At 61.6% G+C, this 20,244-nt stretch carries 18 protein-coding genes and 1 tRNA gene; 4 read left to right on the forward strand and 15 right to left on the reverse strand.

Translation table 11 applies throughout. The annotated features are described in order from the left end of the window. Positions 1 to 179: 179 nt before the first annotated feature. Positions 180 to 1,238, reverse strand: a complete 1,059-nt coding sequence (locus AC1DD5_RS23320) for an ROK family protein (protein WP_442017592.1) — start codon at positions 1,236 to 1,238, stop codon at positions 180 to 182. A 188-nt stretch (positions 1,239 to 1,426) separates the two neighbouring features. On the opposite strand from AC1DD5_RS23320, the gene AC1DD5_RS23325 reads away from it, so the two are divergent. Continuing rightward, positions 1,427 to 3,238, forward strand: a complete 1,812-nt coding sequence (locus tag AC1DD5_RS23325; protein ID WP_477522868.1) for an AMP-dependent synthetase/ligase — start codon at positions 1,427 to 1,429, stop codon at positions 3,236 to 3,238. Positions 3,239 to 3,308: 70 nt separating this feature from the next. On the opposite strand, the gene AC1DD5_RS23330 is transcribed toward AC1DD5_RS23325, so the two are convergent. Continuing rightward, a complete protein-coding gene (locus tag AC1DD5_RS23330; protein WP_477522869.1) occupies positions 3,309 to 6,704 on the reverse strand; it encodes a pyruvate carboxylase in 3,396 nt (1,131 codons plus the stop codon). 304 nt (positions 6,705 to 7,008) lie between these two features. Here AC1DD5_RS23330 and AC1DD5_RS23335 point away from each other — a divergent pair, with 304 nt between their 5' ends. After that, positions 7,009 to 7,818, forward strand: a complete 810-nt coding sequence (locus tag AC1DD5_RS23335) for a ParA family protein (protein ID WP_442005598.1) — start codon at positions 7,009 to 7,011, stop codon at positions 7,816 to 7,818. Positions 7,819 to 7,908: 90 nt separating this feature from the next. Here AC1DD5_RS23335 and AC1DD5_RS23340 read toward each other — a convergent pair whose 3' ends face one another. The 5 genes from AC1DD5_RS23340 to gcvH all read right to left on the reverse strand — a co-directional run bounded on the left by AC1DD5_RS23340 (position 7,909) and on the right by gcvH (position 10,984). Beyond that, entirely contained in the window at positions 7,909 to 8,502 is a 594-nt protein-coding gene (locus tag AC1DD5_RS23340) for a MerR family transcriptional regulator (RefSeq protein WP_275965381.1), read from the reverse strand. A gap of 237 nt (positions 8,503 to 8,739) precedes the next feature. Then, positions 8,740 to 9,243: a bifunctional nuclease family protein gene (locus AC1DD5_RS23345; protein ID WP_216922920.1), complete on the reverse strand. Its 504-nt coding sequence runs from the start codon at positions 9,241 to 9,243 to the stop codon at positions 8,740 to 8,742. Continuing rightward, complete coding sequence (ftsR, locus tag AC1DD5_RS23350; RefSeq protein WP_442017595.1) at positions 9,243 to 9,959, reverse strand: transcriptional regulator FtsR; 717 nt, start codon at positions 9,957 to 9,959, stop codon at positions 9,243 to 9,245. Before ftsR ends, AC1DD5_RS23345 begins: the two co-directional genes overlap by 1 nt. Before the next feature lie 23 nt (positions 9,960 to 9,982). Further along, on the reverse strand, positions 9,983 to 10,459 hold the full coding sequence (locus AC1DD5_RS23355) for an FHA domain-containing protein (protein WP_442005600.1): 477 nt from the start codon (positions 10,457 to 10,459) through the stop codon (positions 9,983 to 9,985). Positions 10,460 to 10,597: 138 nt separating this feature from the next. Continuing rightward, positions 10,598 to 10,984 (reverse strand): glycine cleavage system protein GcvH, encoded by a 387-nt coding sequence (gene gcvH / locus AC1DD5_RS23360; RefSeq protein ID WP_216922914.1) that lies wholly within the window; start codon positions 10,982 to 10,984, stop codon positions 10,598 to 10,600. A 117-nt stretch (positions 10,985 to 11,101) separates the two neighbouring features. On the opposite strand from gcvH, the gene AC1DD5_RS23365 reads away from it, so the two are divergent. After that, a complete protein-coding gene (locus tag AC1DD5_RS23365; protein WP_477522870.1) occupies positions 11,102 to 11,683 on the forward strand; it encodes a hypothetical protein in 582 nt (193 codons plus the stop codon). Between the two features lie 79 nt (positions 11,684 to 11,762). Here the strand turns inward: AC1DD5_RS23365 and AC1DD5_RS23370 are convergent, their stop codons facing one another. Continuing rightward, a complete protein-coding gene (locus tag AC1DD5_RS23370) occupies positions 11,763 to 12,971 on the reverse strand; it encodes an MFS transporter (RefSeq protein ID WP_477522871.1) in 1,209 nt (402 codons plus the stop codon). A 175-nt stretch (positions 12,972 to 13,146) separates the two neighbouring features. Here AC1DD5_RS23370 and AC1DD5_RS23375 point away from each other — a divergent pair, with 175 nt between their 5' ends. Next, positions 13,147 to 13,593: a MarR family winged helix-turn-helix transcriptional regulator gene (locus AC1DD5_RS23375; RefSeq protein ID WP_216922909.1), complete on the forward strand. Its 447-nt coding sequence runs from the start codon at positions 13,147 to 13,149 to the stop codon at positions 13,591 to 13,593. A 147-nt stretch (positions 13,594 to 13,740) separates the two neighbouring features. Here AC1DD5_RS23375 and AC1DD5_RS23380 read toward each other — a convergent pair whose 3' ends face one another. The 7 genes from AC1DD5_RS23380 to AC1DD5_RS23410 all read right to left on the reverse strand — a co-directional run bounded on the left by AC1DD5_RS23380 (position 13,741) and on the right by AC1DD5_RS23410 (position 20,241). Next, positions 13,741 to 14,316, reverse strand: a complete 576-nt coding sequence (locus tag AC1DD5_RS23380) for a hypothetical protein (protein WP_477522872.1) — start codon at positions 14,314 to 14,316, stop codon at positions 13,741 to 13,743. Continuing rightward, positions 14,309 to 15,127, reverse strand: a complete 819-nt coding sequence (locus tag AC1DD5_RS23385) for an AAA-associated domain-containing protein (protein ID WP_477522873.1) — start codon at positions 15,125 to 15,127, stop codon at positions 14,309 to 14,311. The genes AC1DD5_RS23380 and AC1DD5_RS23385 overlap by 8 nt, the downstream gene beginning before the upstream one ends. Positions 15,128 to 15,903: 776 nt before the next feature. Further along, positions 15,904 to 15,980: transfer RNA gene (locus AC1DD5_RS23390), tRNA-Pro, on the reverse strand. Positions 15,981 to 16,121: 141 nt separating this feature from the next. Further along, positions 16,122 to 17,672 (reverse strand): ribosome biogenesis GTPase Der, encoded by a 1,551-nt coding sequence (der, locus tag AC1DD5_RS23395; RefSeq protein WP_442017599.1) that lies wholly within the window; start codon positions 17,670 to 17,672, stop codon positions 16,122 to 16,124. A 10-nt stretch (positions 17,673 to 17,682) separates the two neighbouring features. Further along, complete coding sequence (locus AC1DD5_RS23400) at positions 17,683 to 18,432, reverse strand: lysophospholipid acyltransferase family protein (protein WP_477522874.1); 750 nt, start codon at positions 18,430 to 18,432, stop codon at positions 17,683 to 17,685. Further along, positions 18,422 to 19,135: a (d)CMP kinase gene (cmk, locus tag AC1DD5_RS23405; RefSeq protein ID WP_216922906.1), complete on the reverse strand. Its 714-nt coding sequence runs from the start codon at positions 19,133 to 19,135 to the stop codon at positions 18,422 to 18,424. Before cmk ends, AC1DD5_RS23400 begins: the two co-directional genes overlap by 11 nt. Next, the gene (locus AC1DD5_RS23410; RefSeq protein WP_442005613.1) at positions 19,135 to 20,241 is read right to left on the reverse strand and encodes a prephenate dehydrogenase; all 1,107 of its coding nucleotides are present in this window, start codon (positions 20,239 to 20,241) and stop codon (positions 19,135 to 19,137) included. The genes cmk and AC1DD5_RS23410 overlap by 1 nt, the downstream gene beginning before the upstream one ends. Positions 20,242 to 20,244 lie beyond the last annotated feature (3 nt).

Here is a 20,244-nt window from a genome sequence, read left to right on the forward strand (position 1 = left end):
CGTTCACCTCGGTCACGGACCTGATGCGCAAGATCCGGCAATTCATCACCGGCTGGAACAAACGCAGCCACCCCTTCACCTGGACCAAATCACCCGAAGAAATCCTGGCGAAAGCCAAGCCAAAGACAACTTCAAACACGCGGCACTAGGTGCGCGCGCCCACTTGGTTGTCGGCCGGCTTAGCTGTGGGCACGGCCGCTGACCCTCGAAAGGTCAGCAGCGCCGATCATGCCTGCACGGGGTCCCAGAGCGGCGAGCTCAATCCTTGCCATCGGACGGAATCCACGCCCCGTCAAATTCCGGGCGAATGCTTCACGGGCCGGTCCGGCGAGCAGGTCCCCGGCGTCGCACAATCCGCCTCCAATCACGAACATCCCGGGATCCAGTGCCGCCGCCAGGTTGGCCAGCCCCAAGCCCAACCATTCACCTTGGTCCGCCAACAGTTCCCTTGACGTAGAGTCGCCGGCCAGCGCCAATGTTGTAACTGCAGCCCCTGTGATGCTCTCCTCCACACCGCCTGCACGTTCAAGGAGTGCGCGGCCCTCAGGCGAGTTGGTTCGCACCAGCTGGCGGGCCTCGCGGCCGAGGGCGTTCCCCGACGCGTATTGCTCCCAACAGCCACGGTTGCCGCATTCGCAACGGTGCCCGCCGGGGAAAATGATCTGGTGGCCGAATTCGCCTGCCACACCGTAGCGGCCGCGTTCAACCCTCCCGTCCATCACCATTGCGCCGCCGATGCCTGTGCCCAACGTGATGCACACCAGGCGGCTCTCACCTTGGCCGGCGCCAAAGCGCCACTCTGCCCAGGCGGCTGCGTCGGCGTCGTTCGTTAGTAAAACCGGGCGCCTCAACAGATTCTGAAGGCTTTCCCTCAGGGGCTCGTTGCGCCAGGCAAGGTGCGGACTGAACAGTACGGTACCGCCGTCGAGGTCCATCCAACCGGCCGCGCCAATACCCACGGAGGCAATCCGGTGCTCTGCGCTGAGTTCATCAACGAGTTCCACGATGGTCTGCTCCACGGCCCGGGGGTCCGCGCCTGGCGTGGACCTGCGTGCCTCGGCAAGGATCCTGCCCTCGGCGTCAACAACCCCGGCAGCTACCTTGGTGCCGCCGATGTCAATGCCGATGGCCAGCCCGCGCCGGCCCAAATGACTCCTGCGCCCAGCCCAGGGAACATCCTTCAAGGCAGCGACTGGTGGCCGGGGCCGGGCACGGGAACTGGACCGTAATGAAGGCATCCCAACATCCTATTCTGCCGGGCCCGGGGAGGCAGACATCGCCAAGCGCTGGACAACGCCAAGTTGCTCGAAACGGACGGTCATCCGTAAAGTTACTCGCCAGTAGGTTAAATAGGACACACCTCCGCGGGTGGGCATACTAGAGTGAAAGCAGCCTCTCGCGGCCCATGGATATCAAAGGAGCTACCGTGCGTGAATTCAGTGTTCCGCCTCTTGTCAATGTTGCCCCTGAAACCAACATCACGGACCTCGTTGTGCGGGAAGCGGCCAAGCCTTCAAACCCGGCTCTGTTCGCCAAACTGGACAGCAACGCACAATGGCAGGACATCCGGGCCACGGATTTCCTCGCCGATGTCAGGGCCTTGGCAAAGGGCCTTATCGCCAGTGGAGTGGGCGCCGGCGACCGCGTCGGCATCATGTCCCGGACCCGTTATGAATGGTCGCTGGTGGACTTTGCCATCTGGTTCGCAGGAGCCGTTTCTGTCCCGATTTACGAGACCTCTTCCCCATCGCAGGTGGCCTGGAACCTGGGCGATTCCGGTGCTGTGGCCGCCTTCGGTGAAGCCGCCCACCACGAGGACATCATCAGGCAAGCTGTCGCAGCCGAAGACATCCAGTCAGTGGCCAACGTTTGGCAGCTTGAGGGTGCCGGCCTTGATGCCCTTCGCTCCGCTGGCACCAGTGTCACCGATGAGGAACTGGAGACGCGTCGCTCCGCTGCAGGCCTGACGGACCTTGCCACCATCATCTACACCTCCGGAACCACAGGAAGGCCCAAGGGCTGCGAGCTGACCCACGGAAACTTCGTGGAGCTCTCCGAGAATGCCCGTGCGGCGCTGGGCGAGATCATCAACGAGTCCGCCAAGACCATCATGTTCCTCCCGCTGGCCCACGTCTTTGCGCGGTTCATCTCCGTGCTGGCCGTCGCAGGGGGCGTCAAAGTAGCCCACACTCCGGATATCAAGCATCTGCTGGCCGATCTGCAGAGCTTCCAGCCAACATTCATCCTTGCGGTGCCGCGTGTCTTCGAGAAGGTCTACAACTCAGCACTGACCAAAGCCGAGGACGGCGGAAAGGGCGCCATCTTCCACCGTGCAGTGGACACTGCGATCGAGTACTCCAAAGCGCGCCAGGCCGGTTCCCTGGGCTTGGGGTTGAAGCTCAAGCATGCAGTGTTCGACAAACTCGTCTACGGCAAGCTCCGCGACGCCATGGGCGGACATGTGGCACACGCTGTTTCGGGTGGCGGCCCCTTGGGCGAACGCCTGGGCCACTTCTTCCAAGGCATCGGCCTGCAGATCCTGGAGGGATACGGCCTGACGGAAACCACAGCACCGATCTCGGTCAACACACCCTCGATGATCAGGATCGGCACCGTGGGGGCCCCGCTTCCGGGCAACGCCGTCAAGATCGCAGACGACGGCGAAATTCTCGCCAAGGGTGTCTGTGTCATGCGTGGCTACTACAAACGCGAAGACCTCACGGAGGAAACCTTTGCCGACGGGTGGTTCCGCACCGGGGACATCGGCGAGCTGGACAGTAATGGCTTCCTCAAGATCACCGGGCGCAAGAAGGAGATCATCGTCACGGCAGGTGGGAAGAACGTGGTTCCTGCGCTGCTGGAAGACCAGATCCGTGCAGACGCCTTGGTTTCCCAGGTTCTGGTGGTGGGCGATAACCGCCCGTTCATCGGCGCCCTGGTCACGTTGGATGAAGAGGCCTTGCCGGGATGGCTGGAACGCCACGGGCTTGCATCCGGCACCACTTTGACTGAAGCCGCCGAGAACCCGGTAGTAAGGGCTGCCGTCCAGGACCTCATCAGCAAAGCGAATCAGTCAGTTTCCCAGGCGGAGGCCATCAAGTCCTTCCGGATAGTCCCCGCGGACTTCACCGAGGCCTCCGGCCACCTCACTCCGTCGCTGAAGGTCAAGCGCGCCCAAGTCATGAAGGACTTTGACGTCGTGATCGAAGAAATGTATTCAGCGCCCCGCGCGCAGTAGCTACGGCGTTACAGCAAACGAAAAACCCCTTCCGGAATTCCTCCGGAAGGGGTTTTTCGTTGGTTGATCGTTAGCCGATCACCAGCAGCAAATCGCCGCCCTGGACCTGCTCCACCGAGGAGATGGCGAGGCGGGAGACCGTGCCGGCCACCGGCGTCGTGATGGATGCTTCCATCTTCATGGCCTCGATGGTGGCAACCGTGTCGCCGGCGTTGACGACATCGCCTGCCTTGACCGTAACGGTGACCGCCCCGGCGAACGGGGCTGCAACCTGGCCTGGCTGTGCTGGGTCGGCCTTCTCTGCCGCCTTGACGTTGCTCACCACGGAACGGTCGCGGACAACCACTGGACGCGACTGGCCGTTCAGCGTACACATCACCGTACGCATGCCCTTTTCGTCAGCTTCGGACACGGCCTCAAGCTGGGCAATGAGGCGGACGCCCTTCTCCAGCTCGATCACGTGCTCCGAGCCCTGCTGGAAACCGTAGAGGTAATCACGGGTGTCCAGCACGGAGATATTGCCGTAGGTCTCCACGCTCTTGAGGTAGTCCTTGGTAGGACCTGCGAAGAGCAAGCGGTTCAGGGTGTGCTGGCGCGTCTTCGAATCACCCTTCAGCGCGGCGCTGTCCTCTGAACTGATCTCAACGTCCCGGACCTTGATGCTGCGGCCTTGAAGGGCCTTGGTACGGAACGGCTCGGGCCAGCCTCCGGGAGGATCTCCGAGTTCGCCGGAAAGGAAGCCGATGACGGAGTCCGGGATGTCGTAGTTCTGCGGGTTCTCGTTGAAGTCCGCAGGGTCAGCGTTCAGGCCGACAAGGTGCAGTGCGAGATCGCCCACCACCTTGGAGGAAGGAGTCACCTTGACCAGGCGGCCCAGGATGCGGTCTGCCGCCGTGTACATGTCCTCGATGGCTTCGAACTGCTCCCCCAAGCCCAAGGCGATGGCCTGCTGGCGAAGGTTGGACAGCTGGCCACCTGGGATCTCGTGCTGGTACACACGGCCTGTGGGACCCGGCAGGCCGGACTCGAAGGGCGCGTAGACCCGCCGAACCGCTTCCCAGTAAGGCTCCAGTGCACCGACGTTGGCAAGACTCATCCCGGTGTCGCGCGGTGTATTGGCCAATGCTGCCACCAGCGCCGAAGCGGCAGGCTGGCTTGTAGTCCCGGCCAGGGAGGCAGCAGCGACGTCAACGGCGTCCACACCGGCGTCGACGGCCGCCAGAAGCGTTGCGAGCTGGCCACCGGCGGTGTCGTGCGTGTGCAAGTGCACGGGCAGGTCGAAACGCTCTCGCAGGGCGGAGACGAGCTTGGCAGCCGCGGCGGGACGCAGGAGTCCTGCCATGTCCTTGATGGCGAGGATGTGGGCACCGGCGTCGACGATCTTCTGGGCAAGGTCCAGGTAGTAGTCGAGGGTGTACAGGTCCTCGTTGGGGTCAAGGAGGTTGCCGGTGTAGCAGAGTGCGACCTCTGCGACGGCAGTCCCTGTTGCACGCACAGCCCGGATTGCCGGGGCCATCTGGTTGACGTCATTGAGGGCGTCGAAGATGCGGAAGATGTCGATGCCGGTAGCCGCTGCTTCGTTGACGAAGGCCTCGGTCACCTCTTCCGGGTAAGGAGTGTAACCAACAGTGTTCCGTCCACGGAGCAGCATCTGGATACACGTGTTCGGCAGTGCCTGCCGCAGAGCAGCCAAGCGGTCCCAAGGGTCCTCGCCAAGGAAGCGGAGCGCGACGTCGTACGTTGCACCACCCCAGGCCTCGACGGAAAGCAGCTCCGGCAGCAACGCCGTGACGGCCGGGCCGGCAGCCACGAGGTCGCGGGTACGGACACGGGTAGCCAGCAAGGACTGGTGGGCGTCACGGAACGTGGTGTCCGTGACGGCGACTGCCTGCTGCTCACGCAGCGCTTTCGCAAAGCCCTCAGGGCCGAGCTCCCGGAGCTTCTGGCGCGAACCGGACGTGGGCACCGGTCCCTCGATCACGGGCAGCTTGCTGGCGGGGTCGGAGTGGACCTTGAGCTCACCGTTCGGCTTGTTCACAGTGACCTCGGCCAGCCACGTGAGCAGCTTGGTTCCACGGTCGGCAGAGATGTGCGACTTGAGCAGTTCAGGGCGCTTGTCGATGAAGTCCGTGGCCACGTTCCCGGCGTTGAAGTCCGGATCAGCGAGGACGGCTTGCAGGAAAGGAATGTTCGTGGACACGCCACGAATGCGGAATTCCGCCAGGCCACGCCGCGCACGGGCAACTGCAGCCGGGTAATCGCGGCCACGGCAGGTCAGCTTGACGAGCATGGAGTCGAAGTGCGGGCTGATCTCGGCACCGGAGTAGACGGTGCCGCCGTCGAGACGCACGCCCGCGCCACCTGCGGAACGGTAGCCGGTGATCTTTCCGACGTCCGGGCGGAAGCCGTTGGCCGGATCCTCCGTGGTGATGCGGCACTGCAGGGCGGCGCCCTTGATGGATACTGTCTCCTGGCTCAGGCCAAGGTCCGCGAGGGTCTCACCCGAGGCAATACGCATCTGTGCCTGCACGAGGTCCACATCCGTGATTTCCTCGGTGACAGTGTGCTCCACCTGGATGCGCGGGTTCATTTCGATGAACACGTGCTGGCCTGCACGCTCGCCTTCGGTGTCTACCAGGAACTCAACCGTTCCGGCGTTGACGTAGTTCAGGGCCTTGGCGAAGGCCACGGCGTCACGGTAGAGCGCCTGGCGGATGTTTTCATCCAGGTTGGGCGCCGGCGCGATTTCCACTACCTTCTGGTGGCGGCGCTGCAAGGAACAGTCACGCTCGAACAGGTGCATGACGTTACCCTCGGCGTCGGCCAGGATCTGCACTTCGATGTGGCGCGGGCGCAACACGGCCTGCTCGAGGAACATGGTGGGATCGCCGAAAGCAGCATCGGCCTCGCGCATGGCGGACTGCAGGGCTTCGGGGAGGGCTTCACGGGTCTCCACGCGACGCATGCCACGTCCACCACCGCCGGCAACAGCCTTGGCGAAGATCGGGAAGCCGATTTCGTCGGCTGCCGCGATCAGTTCATCGAGGTCCTTTGAAGGCTTGCTCGACTTCAGCACGGGGACACCGGCCTTGCGGGCAGCTTCCAGGGCAGCAACCTTGTTGCCTGCGAGTTCCAGGACCTCGGCAGGCGGGCCCACGAAGGTGATTCCCGCGGCCTTGGCCGCACGGGCCAGGTCAGGGTTTTCCGAGAGGAAGCCATAGCCGGGGTAGATGGCGTCGGCGCCGGCTTCCTTGGCGACGCGGACAACCTCCTCGACGTCCAGGTAGGCGCGGACAGGGTGGCCCACCTCGCCGATCAGGTAAGCTTCGTCGGCCTTCTGCCGGTGGATCGAGTTGCGATCCTCATGCGGAAAGACGGCTACGGTCTTGGCGCCCAGTTCATAACCAGCGCGAAACGCCCTGATCGCGATTTCGCCGCGATTGGCCACCAGAATTTTCGAAAACATACTTCTCCTGCATCATTGCGGGTGGATCGGTCGGTGGTCACAGTGTGTAGTGCCGCCAGCATCAAACACAAATCTTTGTGGCAACCATCACAATGGAATCGTCATCTGGGCTGTATATGCGTGCGCGCGACTCCCCACCGTGCTAATGGCCGCAGCATCCTCCGGCACCCGGGCGCGTAGAAAGCGGGAATCCACGGCCCCGCCCCATATGATGTTGGAGGGGCTTCGGCAAGCCCCGGCTCCGGCGGTCCCGGAGCGGAAAACAGCGCGATACGGCAACCGGCGTTAGGTTTTGGGTTTTCAAGTGCAAGTAGTCAGCATCAGCAGCCTCAAAGGCGGAGTGGGAAAGACGTCAGTGACCACCGGCCTGGCGTCCGCGGCCCTCGCGGCCGGCATTCCAACCCTCGTGGTGGACCTCGATCCCCATGCCGACGCTACGACGGCACTCGGCGTCCAGCGAGGTGACCAGTTGGACATTGGCCGCATGCTCAAGAGTCCCCGGAAAGCGAAACTTCCCGAGAACGTCGCCAGCAGCAGCTGGGTTTCCAACGGTTCCAGCGGCGGCAAGCTTGACGTTGCTGTTGGATCAGCGTTCACGGGTATCTATGACCGCCCGGATCTCGGCCGCCGCGACCTTCGCAGGCTCTCGGCCGTTCTTGCAGGAACCACCAACTATGAACTGATTCTTGTGGACTGCCCTCCTTCGCTGAACGGGCTCACCCGCATGGCATGGAGCGCCAGCGACCGCGTAGTGCTCGTGGCCGAGCCCGGCCTGTTCTCCGTGGCCGGTACCGAACGGACCATGCGCGCCATCCAGTTGTTCCGACAGGAATTCGCTCCTCATCTGGCGCCAGCGGGAATCGTCGCCAACCGCGTTCGCACCGGCTCAGCAGAGCACACCTTCCGGCTGTCCGAGATGGAGTCCATGTTCGGCGAGCTGCTCCTGACGCCGCACATTCCGGAGCAGGCAAACTGGCAGCAAATCCAAGGCGCAGCCCACTCCGTGCACCACTGGCCTGGCGATTCAGCCAAGAACTCCGCAAAACTCTTCGACGCACTCTTGCAGAGCCTACTTGAGGGTCAAGCCGGCTTGCGGAATCGCCAGCAGCGCTAGCCCCCACGCGCCAGCCATATGACGGAAGAAGCCGCACCCTCTATCCAAGGGGCGGCTTCATCCGTTACCAAGACATCCAGTTGGGCTTATTTAGCCGATACGGCGGGCAACGCGCCGCTTGCTCAATTCGTCGTCCGGAAAGGACTGCTCGGCGGCGTGCTCGCTCGGAAGCGCGGCAAGGCTTCCCTCGACTTCCCGCCATACACGTCCCACCGCGATGCCAAAGACACCCTGTCCGCCTTGCACGAGGTCAATGACCTCGTCGGCAGAGGTACATTCGTAAACACTGGCGCCATCGCTCATAAGCGTAATCTGCGCAAGGTCTTCAACACCACGCTCGCGAAGATGCTCCACGGCTGTGCGGATCTGCTGCAGGGAAACACCGGTATCAAGTAGTCGCTTGACTACCTTGAGCACCAGGATGTCGCGGAATCCATAGAGACGTTGCGAGCCGGAACCCGCAGCACCACGGACGGCCGGCTCAACCAAACCGGTGCGCGCCCAATAGTCCAGCTGACGGTACGTGATACCTGCAGCCTTGCAGGCAGTGGGCCCACGGTAGCCCGCGTCCTCGTCCAGCACTGGAAGGTCCTCTGTGAAGAGCAAACCTTGGGCGCCGGATGCGGGCGCAGCAATGCCGGTCGAGGCCTGCTTCAGCTCGCCTGCTTCGCCTTTCGGACTCACGTGACCTCCTTGTTCTCAGTTCCCTTGGGGACGGTGCTTACCACTGATCACAACGCCGAAATTCAGCCGTGTAATTCCCACAAGTCGGCACCTTCCAGTGTGACTTGCGCGGGCAGTGTATGCAACGGGAACTTGATACCTTCGACGTTAGGCCCGGGAGGGCGTTAGGTCAAAGACCTCGGGCGCAAAATCCGGTCGTGTCGAAAGTTTCACCCTCAACTTTAGGCTTAGGGTGATTCAGCCTTCGAAATCCTCAGGTTCCACGTCGTCCAGGAACTCGCGGAAACGCCGCATTTCACGTTCTTCGTCCACACTGGGATCCGGCTCTGAATCTTCGCCTTCGTCATGCTCAGTGATCCGGACTCCTGCTTCCTCCATCACCGCATCCGCGCACCAAATGCGGCATTTGGCCCGCAATGCAAGGGCCAACGCATCGGAAGCGCGCGAACTCACTACAGTGCCGTCGTCGAATTGCAGTTGCCCGTAGAAGATGTTGTCTTCGACCGCCACGATGTTAACGCTGATGATTGAATGCCCCAAGGATTCTACGACGTCAATCAGGAGATCGTGGGTCATCGGCCGCGGTGGGACCACACCTTGCTGGGCCAGGGCAATGGCGCTGGCCTCGGGTGTTCCAATCCAGATGGGGACATGCCGTTCACCCTTGATCTCCCGCAGGAGGACCAAAGGCTGGTTGGACGGCAGTTCGATCCGGACGCCGACAATTTCAACTTCGATCATCAGGTGTCCATCCGGGAGATACGGTCGTGGACGAGCGCCCTGTGCAGCGTCAGGCACAGTTCGCTGATTTCACGTGCTGCCTCGGCAGCCCGTGCTTGGGAGGCGGCGTCGCGCCTGGACGTCAGGGGCGCAACCGCTCTCTCCACCAGGCCGAACTCACGCTCGGCTGCAGCCTGGAACGGCCGGAGATGGCGCGGCTCCAAACCATGACCCTCCAACTGGACGCAGGCACGCGCAACCTGGAGGGCGTGTTCGTCGAACTTGCCGCCAACATGGCTTATTAGTCCGAAGCTCAGGAGTGACTCCAGCAAGGGTACGCTTGCACCCGATTCGGCCCGGAGCTGCTCCTCGGTCAATGCGCGGGCACGGCCTTGGATTTCGGCAGCCATTTCCGCCGAAACTACGCGGGGTGACACCGTGACGCCTGGAGGCAGGTTTTCGGGACGCTCCCCGCGATCGATCGCGTCCAAGTAATCCTTGATGACCTTGAGCGGCAAGTACTGGTCCCGTTGAAGGGCAAGGACGAAACGGAGGCGCTCAACATCACTGTCCGCGTACTGCCGGTACCCGGCAGGGGTCCGCTTCGGATTAATGAGGCCCTTTTCCTCAAGAAAGCGGATTTTGGACGCAGTCATCCCTGGGAAGTCGTCGCTCAACTGCGCCAGGACTTCCCCGATGTTCAGGACCTGCGGTCCGCGACGTTCCGGCTGGGCCATTGCCACAGGCAGGTACCCCGGGGTCAGACTTGGCCCGCCGGGCGGCCAGGGCTGAAGTAGTAGGTCAGCCGGAACTTGCCGATCTGCACCTCGTTGCCACTCTTCAGCAGCACCCGATCCACGCGGTCGTGGTTCACATAGGTTCCATTGAGGCTACCCATATCCACGAGTTCGAAGCCCGTTGGGGTGCGGTGGAACTCCACGTGCTTGCGGGACACCGTGACGTCATCCAGGAAGATGTCTGCGTCCGGGTGCCTGCCGGCCGTAGTGGTATCGGCGTCCAGAAGGAACCGGGCCCCCGCGTTTGGTCCGCTGTGCGCAATGAGCAAGGCAGAGTCCGGCGGCAGGGCATCAACGGAGGCACGCTCTTCGGGTGCGAGCCGGGGTGCAACGCTTGGCTCGTCCCACGTTGGCGTGATGCTGATCGAGGTGGTCTCCGACGTGGGTTGCTCTTCCGCGCCCCTTCCGACATTGGCTTGGTTCTGTTCGCCGCCAACCATGGAATTTCCTCCTCATCCGCCGGCAATTCCAAACCTTGCCGGCCACTTCCGCCTCCCGGTACCGCCGGGCAAATCGGTTGCTGGCCCGCCTTCCCGCGTCCTTGGCTAAAAGAATGCAGCCGGGCGGGCCAGATAACTTTAGCCTACCTGTTGTTCGTACTCGGATGCACTGAGCAGGGAATCCACTGCGTCGGCTTCTGCAAGCTTTACTTCAAAAAGCCAACCATCGCCGTAAGGATCAGAGTTGATCAGGGCCGGATCCTGGTCCAAAGAGTCATTGCGGTTAATGACTTCACCGCTAACGGGAGCATAGATATCACTGACGCTCTTGGTGGACTCAACCTCCCCAACAACTTCATTCCCGGTGATCTTTGTCCCGGGTTCGGGCATCTGGGCGTAAACAACGTCACCCAGGGCGTCCTGCGCGAAGTCGGTAATACCAATCCGCACCACGCCATCGGCGTCAGGGGCAGAAACCCACTCGTGCTCTGCGGTGTAGGAAAGATCGGCTGGAATATTGCTCATGGGTCGCCTTTCATCGGGACATTTACGGATCTCGACGGCGGCCCGGGCATCCGGCCACCGCTGAAAGTATAGGCACAATTCCCCTGTGCCTGATGAGGTCTCTGCCATGATTGACCCATGACTGAACAAGCACAAGTACCGGCTCGGAAAAAACGCAATTGGGGCGTCAAAATTATTCTGATCCTGGTGGCATTGCTTGTCGCTGTGGCAGCCTACTTTATCCTTGGGGCCATTCTGCCCCGATGGTGGTCCGACGTCGTCGCGGGGCAGATCCGGCGGGACCTCGGCGCGAGCGTATTGGTGGGCATGTTCTACGGCTTCGTCTTCACCTTCGTTCCCCTCGTGGTGGCGTGGCAGGCAACCCACAAGGCTGTCTCCTGGCCTTGGAAGATAGTCATCCTGCTGGCGGCTGTCGCAATCGCCACGCCGAACCTGCTGACGGCAGGCATTGTGTTCGGTTCAACCGAATCTGCGCACGCCGGCCAGCGCACCTTGAGCGTGGATGCCGGATTCTTCACTACGTGGACGGCGATCTCGGCGGTAGCGGCTGCGGTGATTTTTGCGGTGGTTACTGTTCTTTGGGCCCTGTGGCGCCGGCGAGGCAAGCAAATGCGGGCGTTGAGGCAGGCTGAGAGCGAACGAACCAAGGCTGCGAAGAGAGCAGAGCAGGAAGCCCGGGACGCTGCCCCCAACCCCTAGGACGCGAAAGCCCGCCACGGATATTGTCCGTGGCGGGCTTTTTGGTTTTGCAGCCCAGCGGCAGTTTTGCAGCCCAGCGTCAGGAGACTGCCGCCCCCTGAGGTTCGCGTTCGACGTCGGGCCTGGTCTTTGCTGCTCCAACTTCCTTGCGCTTGGCTGCTGCGGTGGCAGCAAGCATGACCAACAACGCGGCTACAGTGATCGCGGTCCCTGCCCAGATGGGCGAGGTGTAGCCGAGGCCGGCTGAAATGGTGACCCCTCCGAGCCAGGCGCCCAGCGCATTCCCCAGGTTGAAGGCGCCAATGTTGGCCCCGGATGCCAGGGTGGGAGCGGAGGAGGCAAAGTGCATCACGCGCATCTGCAGACCGGGGACGGTAGCAAAACCGAAGCCGCCCATGAGGGCCAGCGAGATCAAGGTAGCGATGCTGCTGGACGCGGTGAGGGCGAAGAAGCCCAGGACCAGCACCAAGCCGGCGAGGATTATGACGAGGGATCCGTCCAGGTTTTTGTCGGCCGCCTTCCCGCCCAGGAAGTTGCCGACGAACAGTCCGCCACCGAAGAGCACCAACAACCATGGGACGGCGCCCGGCTCAAACCCGGAAATTTCAGTAAGCGTGAATGCGATGTAGGTGAACGCGCCGAACATGCCGCCAAAGCCCAAAATCGTCACGACGAGGGACAGCCAGACCTGGCCGGATTTGAAGGCTCCCAGTTCGCTTCGGAGGTCTTTGGTCGGCTCCGTACTCCCCTTCGGCACCATCAGCGCTATTCCGAGCAGTGCCACCACGCCGATTCCGGTGATGGCCCAGAATGTTGAACGCCAACCCAGGTTCTGGCCAAGGAGGGTACCGAACGGAACGCCGAGGACGTTGGCGGCAGTAAGTCCTGTGAACATGATGGCAATGGCACCGGCTTTTTTGTGCCGAGGAACCAGGCTGGCTGCCACCACAGAGCCGATTCCGAAGAACGCACCGTGGCACAACGCCGCAATGATGCGGCCTACAAGCATCGCCGTGTACGAGTCGGCGATGGCGGAGAGGAAGTTGCCGACGATGAACAGAACAAGCAGCCCAACAAGGACGGGCTTGCGCGGAAGCCTGGTAACGGCGGCAGTAACCAGAAGGGCGCCGACTGTCACGCTTAGCGCATAACCGGAAATGAACCAGCCCGCCGAGGCCTCGCTCACTTGGAAATCTGCCGCTACTTCCGGCAAAAGGCCCATGATGACGAACTCGGTTAATCCGATGCCAAATCCGCCAAGGGCGAGGGCTATCAACCCTGCGGGCATGTGGAACTCCTTAGTTGGGTGGCTCCCAAAAGCAAGGTAGATGTGCGCCTCTGGAAACCCGTAGAATAATAGTTGCAGACGCTGTATATATAGTTGCACACGCTAGATAATTGCGCAAGCAACTACTTTCGATCGGCTGCACTGATACGCAAACCAAGGCAGGAGCACAATAAGCATGGGCATCAAGGATGACGCCGTAGAAGTACGCGCACAGGGATGGCGCACCCTCGCTGCCCTGCACGGAAGCATCGAGGCTGAACTCGAGAAAGCACTCCAGGCTTCCACCGAGCTGTCGGTCGTCGAATACACAGTTCTTGACGCCCTGAGCCGTCAGGACGGATGGCACATGCGCATGCAGCAGCTTGCCCGCGCCACGGCTCTTTCCAGCAGTGCAACCACCCGACTGGTCAACCGCCTGGAGGACCGGGGACTGCTGACGCGGATCCTCTGCGCGGATGATCGTCGTGGGATCTACACCGAGCTCACGGTCGCCGGCCAAAAGCTGCTTGAGGCAGCAAAGCCTGTCCATGATGAGACCTTGGCGTCGGCCCTGGAAGCCGCTGAGCAGGTTCCGGAACTCGAACCCCTGGTACGCGCACTGGGAGCGCTGCAGAAGGCCTAGCCCGATCTCTACCGCGATAAACTCAACAGCCCTTCCGCGAAAAGACTGAGATCAAAGATCTATTCAGCTGTGGATTCTTTACAGATCCTGCACCAATCGTCGGTGAGGGCTGGTTTCCAGACCCCACACCTAACCGAAGGAGTCCAACTACCCCGCACCAGGCTTCATCTGCCAGTTAATCATGGCCCCTCCGATGATATTGAGCACGAGAGACTCAATGAATATCACCGTCTCTTCGCGACCTGGCTTGTATCGAGTCGGGTGGCCGCAGCGGTTACGAAGGGTTAACTTCTCATCAAGCAGGGCACGAGCGTTTCTGTTTAGCATCCCTGCATCTTCTGCAATCAAAATGAGGGCGGACTCTTTGAGGTATAGCAGGTCATCCGTCTTACGAACCTTACGGTAGGCGGTAGACGTACCGAAGCGCGCGAAGTTCGCCTTTTCAACCGCTCGAATCCCGCCCCTATGGTCTTGGACCACTGACAGCAGGTGCTGGATGCACGCCGACCACACCATTAGGACAGCGGCTCTGTACATACCTCCTTCGTAGCACCGTACCGCCTCCTCCAAGTAGTCCCTGTAGTCCGAGGGGGCTGCTGCTGCCGCCTGATGAAGAGAATGAAGCGCCTGCGCCGGAGCTTCCCGCGTCACGTCCTTGACCGGCACTGCATGTAGCCGTTGGAACTCGGCTAGCGAGGCAAGTCGCGGCGCGGCGTTATTCACCGGTCGCAGCCTCGACCGTTCCATCATTTAGGACGTATTTACGCATGTTCCGAAAGATCTCCGCCACCGTTTCAGCCGTTGCGTCTGCGGCGATGTGAATCTCAAGATTGACATGAACCGCTGGACTGGCTTGCAACGTAACCTGCGAGGGCCCGAAAGTGCTCGGCAACTCCTGATGGGAAGACACAACGGGCTTGGTGCCATGGGGCGAAGCCGACTGCTCACCGGCTTCTTTGTCTACCGAACCCTCGGGCGCCGCCTGGCTTCCGGCTCGCTTGAGAACGTAGTCGTTGTAGAACTGCTCGATTGCGGCGCGGTCGCCTTTGAAGTATGTCTCAGGGCGATTCTTGCCTGCAGTAATGAATTTACCCAGCCCCGAACTCTCAGCGACTCGCATAAACATGATGACTCCGTCGCCCAAGGCCGCGCCCTGCGCGCCTTCCAGCTGGTCCGTGTAGTGCCTATACCACTGATCGCCAACGTCCGTCTTCGTGGCATCAGTTTTGTTGGCATGGTACATCCATTCCAAGGTCTGACAATAGAGCGGGGCGGAGGCGAGCACCCCAGCCATGAGCTTTGCCTTTGCATCCTCTTCCTGCGCCGACGCCCAGGCTCGTCCAACGTCGGTGATCTCGACGTTCTGACCATCGCGCTGAATCAGACCGAGCCACCGAGCGGCCTCGATCTTGCGATTGTCGCTGACTTTCTCTAGGTTCGACTTCACCTTCGCAAGAGACACCCATCCGAAGTTGGGGCGGAGGTATGAAGTCAACTTTTCAAGGTCGTCAATGGTGGTTTTAATCGGAATCATCCGGTCCTCCGCGTCTGCACTCTTTAAGAATCGACTGACACCTTTGCCACCCGAATTCAGGCTAGGGGCCGTATAGCAGCCACCTATGGCAAGACACGGTAACAGGTCGATAACAGCCTCGGCAAGTCCTGAACCAAGGTTGACGTGTCAGCGTAGGTCTGAATCTTTTGGTTTCCAAGGATGTCAGGGGTCAGCCCAATTTGTATAGCTACGCAAGAGGAGTGCGAACCAAAATGCTGAGGGGTCAGAATGGACCCTCTGACCCCTCAACGCTGATTGTAGTGGTTGCTTGCAGTGGGCTATCTCTTGATATGAAAGCCAGAGCCGCACCTCCCTCCCCCTCCCATACGGCAGGAACAGGACGATTCTGAGCCTATGTTGAACATGCAGCCTTGTTCGCCATCATGGGACGAAACATGGACCCACTTATCAGCTCGGACGTGGAACTCGACCTCGAGTGCAACGTCGCCTCAGTGTCTGCCCCCATGACGACAAGGGTCAGCGGTACAGCAATGAATTCTCATAAACGAGCCATCCTATACACAGCGGATACCCGGCCAGCCGGGGAGCAAAGCCGGTGCACCATGAGACTTTGGCATCCACGAATGGCCGTCCGTACGCGAGCTCGAGCTCGGCGCCTGTAGAAGGTCTAGCACGATCCCGGTCCTGGTTGTATCCCCGGCATTCAACCCCTTGATACGAACAAGACCGGGACCAAGCCAAACGTTAACGACCAAAGGCCGGAACCCCGCGTTTCCGCGTGATTCCGGCCTTTATGGTCGGGCTGACAGGATTTGAACCTGCGACCCCTTGACCCCCAGTCAAGTGCGCTACCAAGCTGCGCTACAGCCCGCTGGTTCCACCGTTCTCCGCCTAGGTTTTCCTCCGAAGAATCCCACCTAAGCAGTCCGGCCGAACCACCTCCAAAAGCTTACACGAAGTTGGAGGGTGCCAATGCCATCAGAGCCAAACTCGACTGTGATGCCCGTCTCATTTAGCGCTTCTTGCCGCGCTTCTCACGGACACGCATGTTGACCTCGATGGGCGTGCCTTCGAAGCCGAACGTTTCGCGCAAGCGACGCGTGATGAAGCGGCGGTATCCGGGGTCCAGGAAACCGGTGGTGAACAGCACGAATTTCGGCGGCCGGCTGGAGGCCTGGGTGCCGAAGAGGATGCGCGGCTGCTTGCCACCGCGAACCGGGTGCGGGTGGGCAGCAACCAGTTCACCGAGGAACGCGTTCAGGCGGCCAGTGGGGATACGGCGGTCCCAGCTCTCCAGCGCAGTATCCAAGGCAGGAACCAGGCGGTCCTTGTGCCAACCGGTTTTCGCGGAAATGTTGACCCGGGGAGCCCACTCAACGTGGGCCAGGTCCTGCTCGATTTCACGCTCGAGGTAACGGCGGCGTTCGTCGTCCAGCAGGTCCCACTTGTTGAACGCGAGTACCAGCGCACGGCCGGACTCAATGGCCAACTGCAGAATGCGGACGTCCTGTTCGCTGAGGACCTCGTCCACTGCGAGGAGCACGACGGCGACCTCCGCCTTTTCGAGGGCGGCCTGCGTACGCAGGGACGCGTAGAAGTCGGCGCCCTGTGCCATGTGCTGGCGCCGGCGGATACCTGCGGTGTCCACGAAGCGCCACGTGCGGTCGCCAAGTTCAATGAACTCGTCAACCGGGTCACGCGTGGTGCCGGCCAGCGGATCAACCACTACGCGCTCGGAGCCTGCAAGCTTGTTCAGCAAGGAGGACTTACCCACGTTCGGGCGACCGATCAGGGCGATGCGGCGAGGACCGCCGGAGCGCTCCACACCTTCCACCAAGGAATACTCGGGAAGCGTGTCCATGACGTGGTCCAGGAGGTCGGCTACGCCGCGGCCGTGAAGGGCGGACACCGGGTAAGGCTGGCCGAAACCAAGGCCCCACAATGCAGCGGAGTCAGCTTCCTGTGCGAAGTCATCCACCTTGTTGGCCACCATGATGACCGGCTTCTTGCTCTTGCGCAGCATCTTCATGACGCCTTCATCCGTCGCAGTCGCGCCAACGGCGGAGTCCACCACGAAGAGAACAGCGTCGGCAAGCTCAACAGCCATTTCGGCCTGCTCGGCAACTCGGGCGTGGATGCCCTTGGCATCGTGTTCCCATCCGCCGGTGTCTACCAACGTGAAGTTACGGCCATTCCAACGTGCGGAGTACATGACGCGGTCGCGGGTAACACCCGGGGTGTCCTCCACGACGGCTTCGCGGCGGCCAAGGATGCGGTTGACCAAGGTGGACTTGCCCACGTTCGGGCGGCCGATGATGGCCAAAACCGGGTCCAGCTTGAGGGGACCTTCGTCGCCTTCGTCGTCGTAATCGCCGCTAAGCAGCGCTGCGTCGTCTTCGTCGAGGTCGTAATCATCCAGACCGGCCCGGAGGGTGGCCGCACGGAGTTCGGCCTCTTCATCGTCCAGGGCAGCCAGGTTTTCAGCCACCTGGTCGGTGCCGGTGGGCGTGTATTCGTCGTCGCCGGCTCCGTGGAGGCCGGATTTTTGAGTCGTATCGCTCATTGCACGTTCCTTAATGGTGGTCTGCCGGCGTCCCGGCTACTTCTGTTTGGCGGTGCTGCGTTGTGGATGGTCCGGACGGAGGTTCCTGGGGAAGGCCCTGCCCTGTAGTCCTGACTGCATCCTGGACGTGTCCGGCCAGTGCATCGCGGATTGCCGCAGCCGCCCTGTCCATTGAAACACGCCCCGGTTCGCCCTTCCGGCGCTGCACCGTGAGGGGTTCGCCGAAGCTGACATACAGCCTGCGGCGGGGTTTGGGAATATGGTCGCGGTGCTCATCACCCGCACGGGTTCCGAGAATCGCGACGGGTATGACCGTGGCGCCGGAGTTGATAGCCAGCCAGGCGACACCATTGCTGATGTTGTCAGCGGAGCCGCTCCCCCGGGTTCCTTCAGGAAGGATCCCAACGCAACGGCCGGCGTCGAGCAATTGCTTGCCTATGTGCAGTGCGCTGCGGTCACCGCTTCGGTCCACCGGAATCTGCCCTGATCCCCTGAGGACGCGGCCCAGGAATCCCTGGAACATCTCTTTCTTGACCAGGATGTGCATGGGGCGCGGCGAAGCGCCGAACATCACGGGACCGTCGAGGAAGCTGATGTGGTTGCCTGCAAATATCACTGGACCAGCAGCGGGTATGTTGCCCTTGCCCGCCACGACCGTCCGGTAGATGACATGATCCAGGATCCAGCCAACGGGACGGCTCCAGATGCGTGTCCACTTGGCTGGAAGGAGTGGTGCTGAAAGCTGGTTCTTAGTCGCCATAGATGACCTTGCTAACGATCGCCAGCGCTGTTTCCACTGTTTCCTCAAAGTCGAGGTCCGAGGAATCGAGGGTCACAACGCCGTCGGCCGCTTGGGTGAAGTTCACCACTGTGGAGTCCTTGGCATCGCGCTGTGTCACCTGTGCGGCAAGCTGTTCCTTGCTTTGCGTACCGCCCAACTGAATACCACGACGCCGGAGCCTCGCTTCTTCACTCGCGGTCAGGAGCATACGGACCTCGGCGTTGGGTGCAACCACCGTGGTGATGTCGCGTCCCTCCACCACCATCCGGTGATGGTGCTGATCGATGAGCTGGCGCTGGCGGCGGATCAGCTCCGTGCGGGCACCCAGCGTAGTAGCGACGGCGCTCACGGAGGACGAGATCAAGGGATCGCGGATTTCATCGGTAATGTCCGTACCGTCCACTGCCACGTACTCGGTAGCAGTGCTGGTGCTGATTTCCAGGGGCATGACTTTGGAAGCCTGCTCCACAGCGGCGCCGTCCTGGAGGTCGAGCCCTGTTTTGAGGCAGTACCACGTGAGTGCGCGGTACATCGCACCGGTATCCAGGTACGCCAGCTTCAAGCGCCGGGCAACTTCCTTGCTGACGCTGGATTTGCCCGACCCCGAGGGGCCGTCGATCGCGATCACGAGCGGCTTGCCGGGGCGGGCAACTGTCTCCGGCCCAAAGAATTCACGCGTCATTACTGGAGTACCCGCCATCCACGATCGGTCAAGGCTTCAACAAGGAGGTCGTGCTTGCTCGGCAGGACTGAGAGCTCCACCATGCCCACGTTCTGACCCGAGGAGTGATCGAGCCGGAGGTCTTCGACGTTCACGCCGATCTCGCCAATTTCGGTAAGGAGCTGCGCGATCTGTCCGGGCTTGTCATCCACGAGGATCGTAAGCCAGGAATACGCTTGTGGAGGCCCGCCGTGCTTGCCCGGAATCCGGGCCTGCCCGGCGTTCCCTTCGCTGATGAGCTGTGCAAGATCCAACCGCGCTCCCGGTGCAAGCGGCGCTTCCAAAGTCCCAATCAATCGATTTAGGTCCTCACGAACGCCGTGCAGGATGGAAACAACCTTTTCCGCATTGCCACCCAGTATCTGCACCCAAAGGGTTGGATCACTGGCAGCGATGCGGGTGGTGTCCCGCAACCCGTTCCCGGCCAAGGACAGGGCATGCAAGGGCGTTCCCTGCAAGCGGCTCGCCAGAAGCGAAGACATGATCTGCGGCAGATGAGACACGAGAGCCACCGCTTCATCGTGCTCATCAGCGGTGAACTGGGAGACGATTGCTCCCAAATCCCCCGCCAGCGAACGTGCCGTTTGCAGGGCGTCGGTGTCGGTTTCCTCGGATGGGCAAACGACCCAGGGCATGGATGTGAAAAGCTCGCCCCTGGCCGCAACGGGCCCCGACTTCTCCCTGCCGGCCATCGGATGGGTCCCCACGTACCTGGCCAAATCCACGCCGCGCTCCCGCAATTGGGATTGAATAGTGGCCTTGACGCTGGCAATGTCAACGACGACGGCGGAGGGGTAGTCCGCCAGGGCCTTCTCCACGACGTCGGCCGTCACGTCAGGCGGTGCAGCGACAACAACCAACTGAGGTTGCTCATCAAGCTCGGCCAACGGCCTGCCGGCACCAATGTCCACCGCGACCGCCTGGTTGGTCGGCGAGGGGTCGAAAAGGAAAACGGGAACACCGCGTCCGCGCAGGCCGAGGCCAATGCTGGCTCCAAGCAAGCCTGTACCAAGAACCACGACCGGGCCATCAAGATGGCCGCGGCCGTGCGAGCGGAATGCCGACATGCC

Source organism: Paenarthrobacter sp. 10L420, from assembly GCF_056395385.1.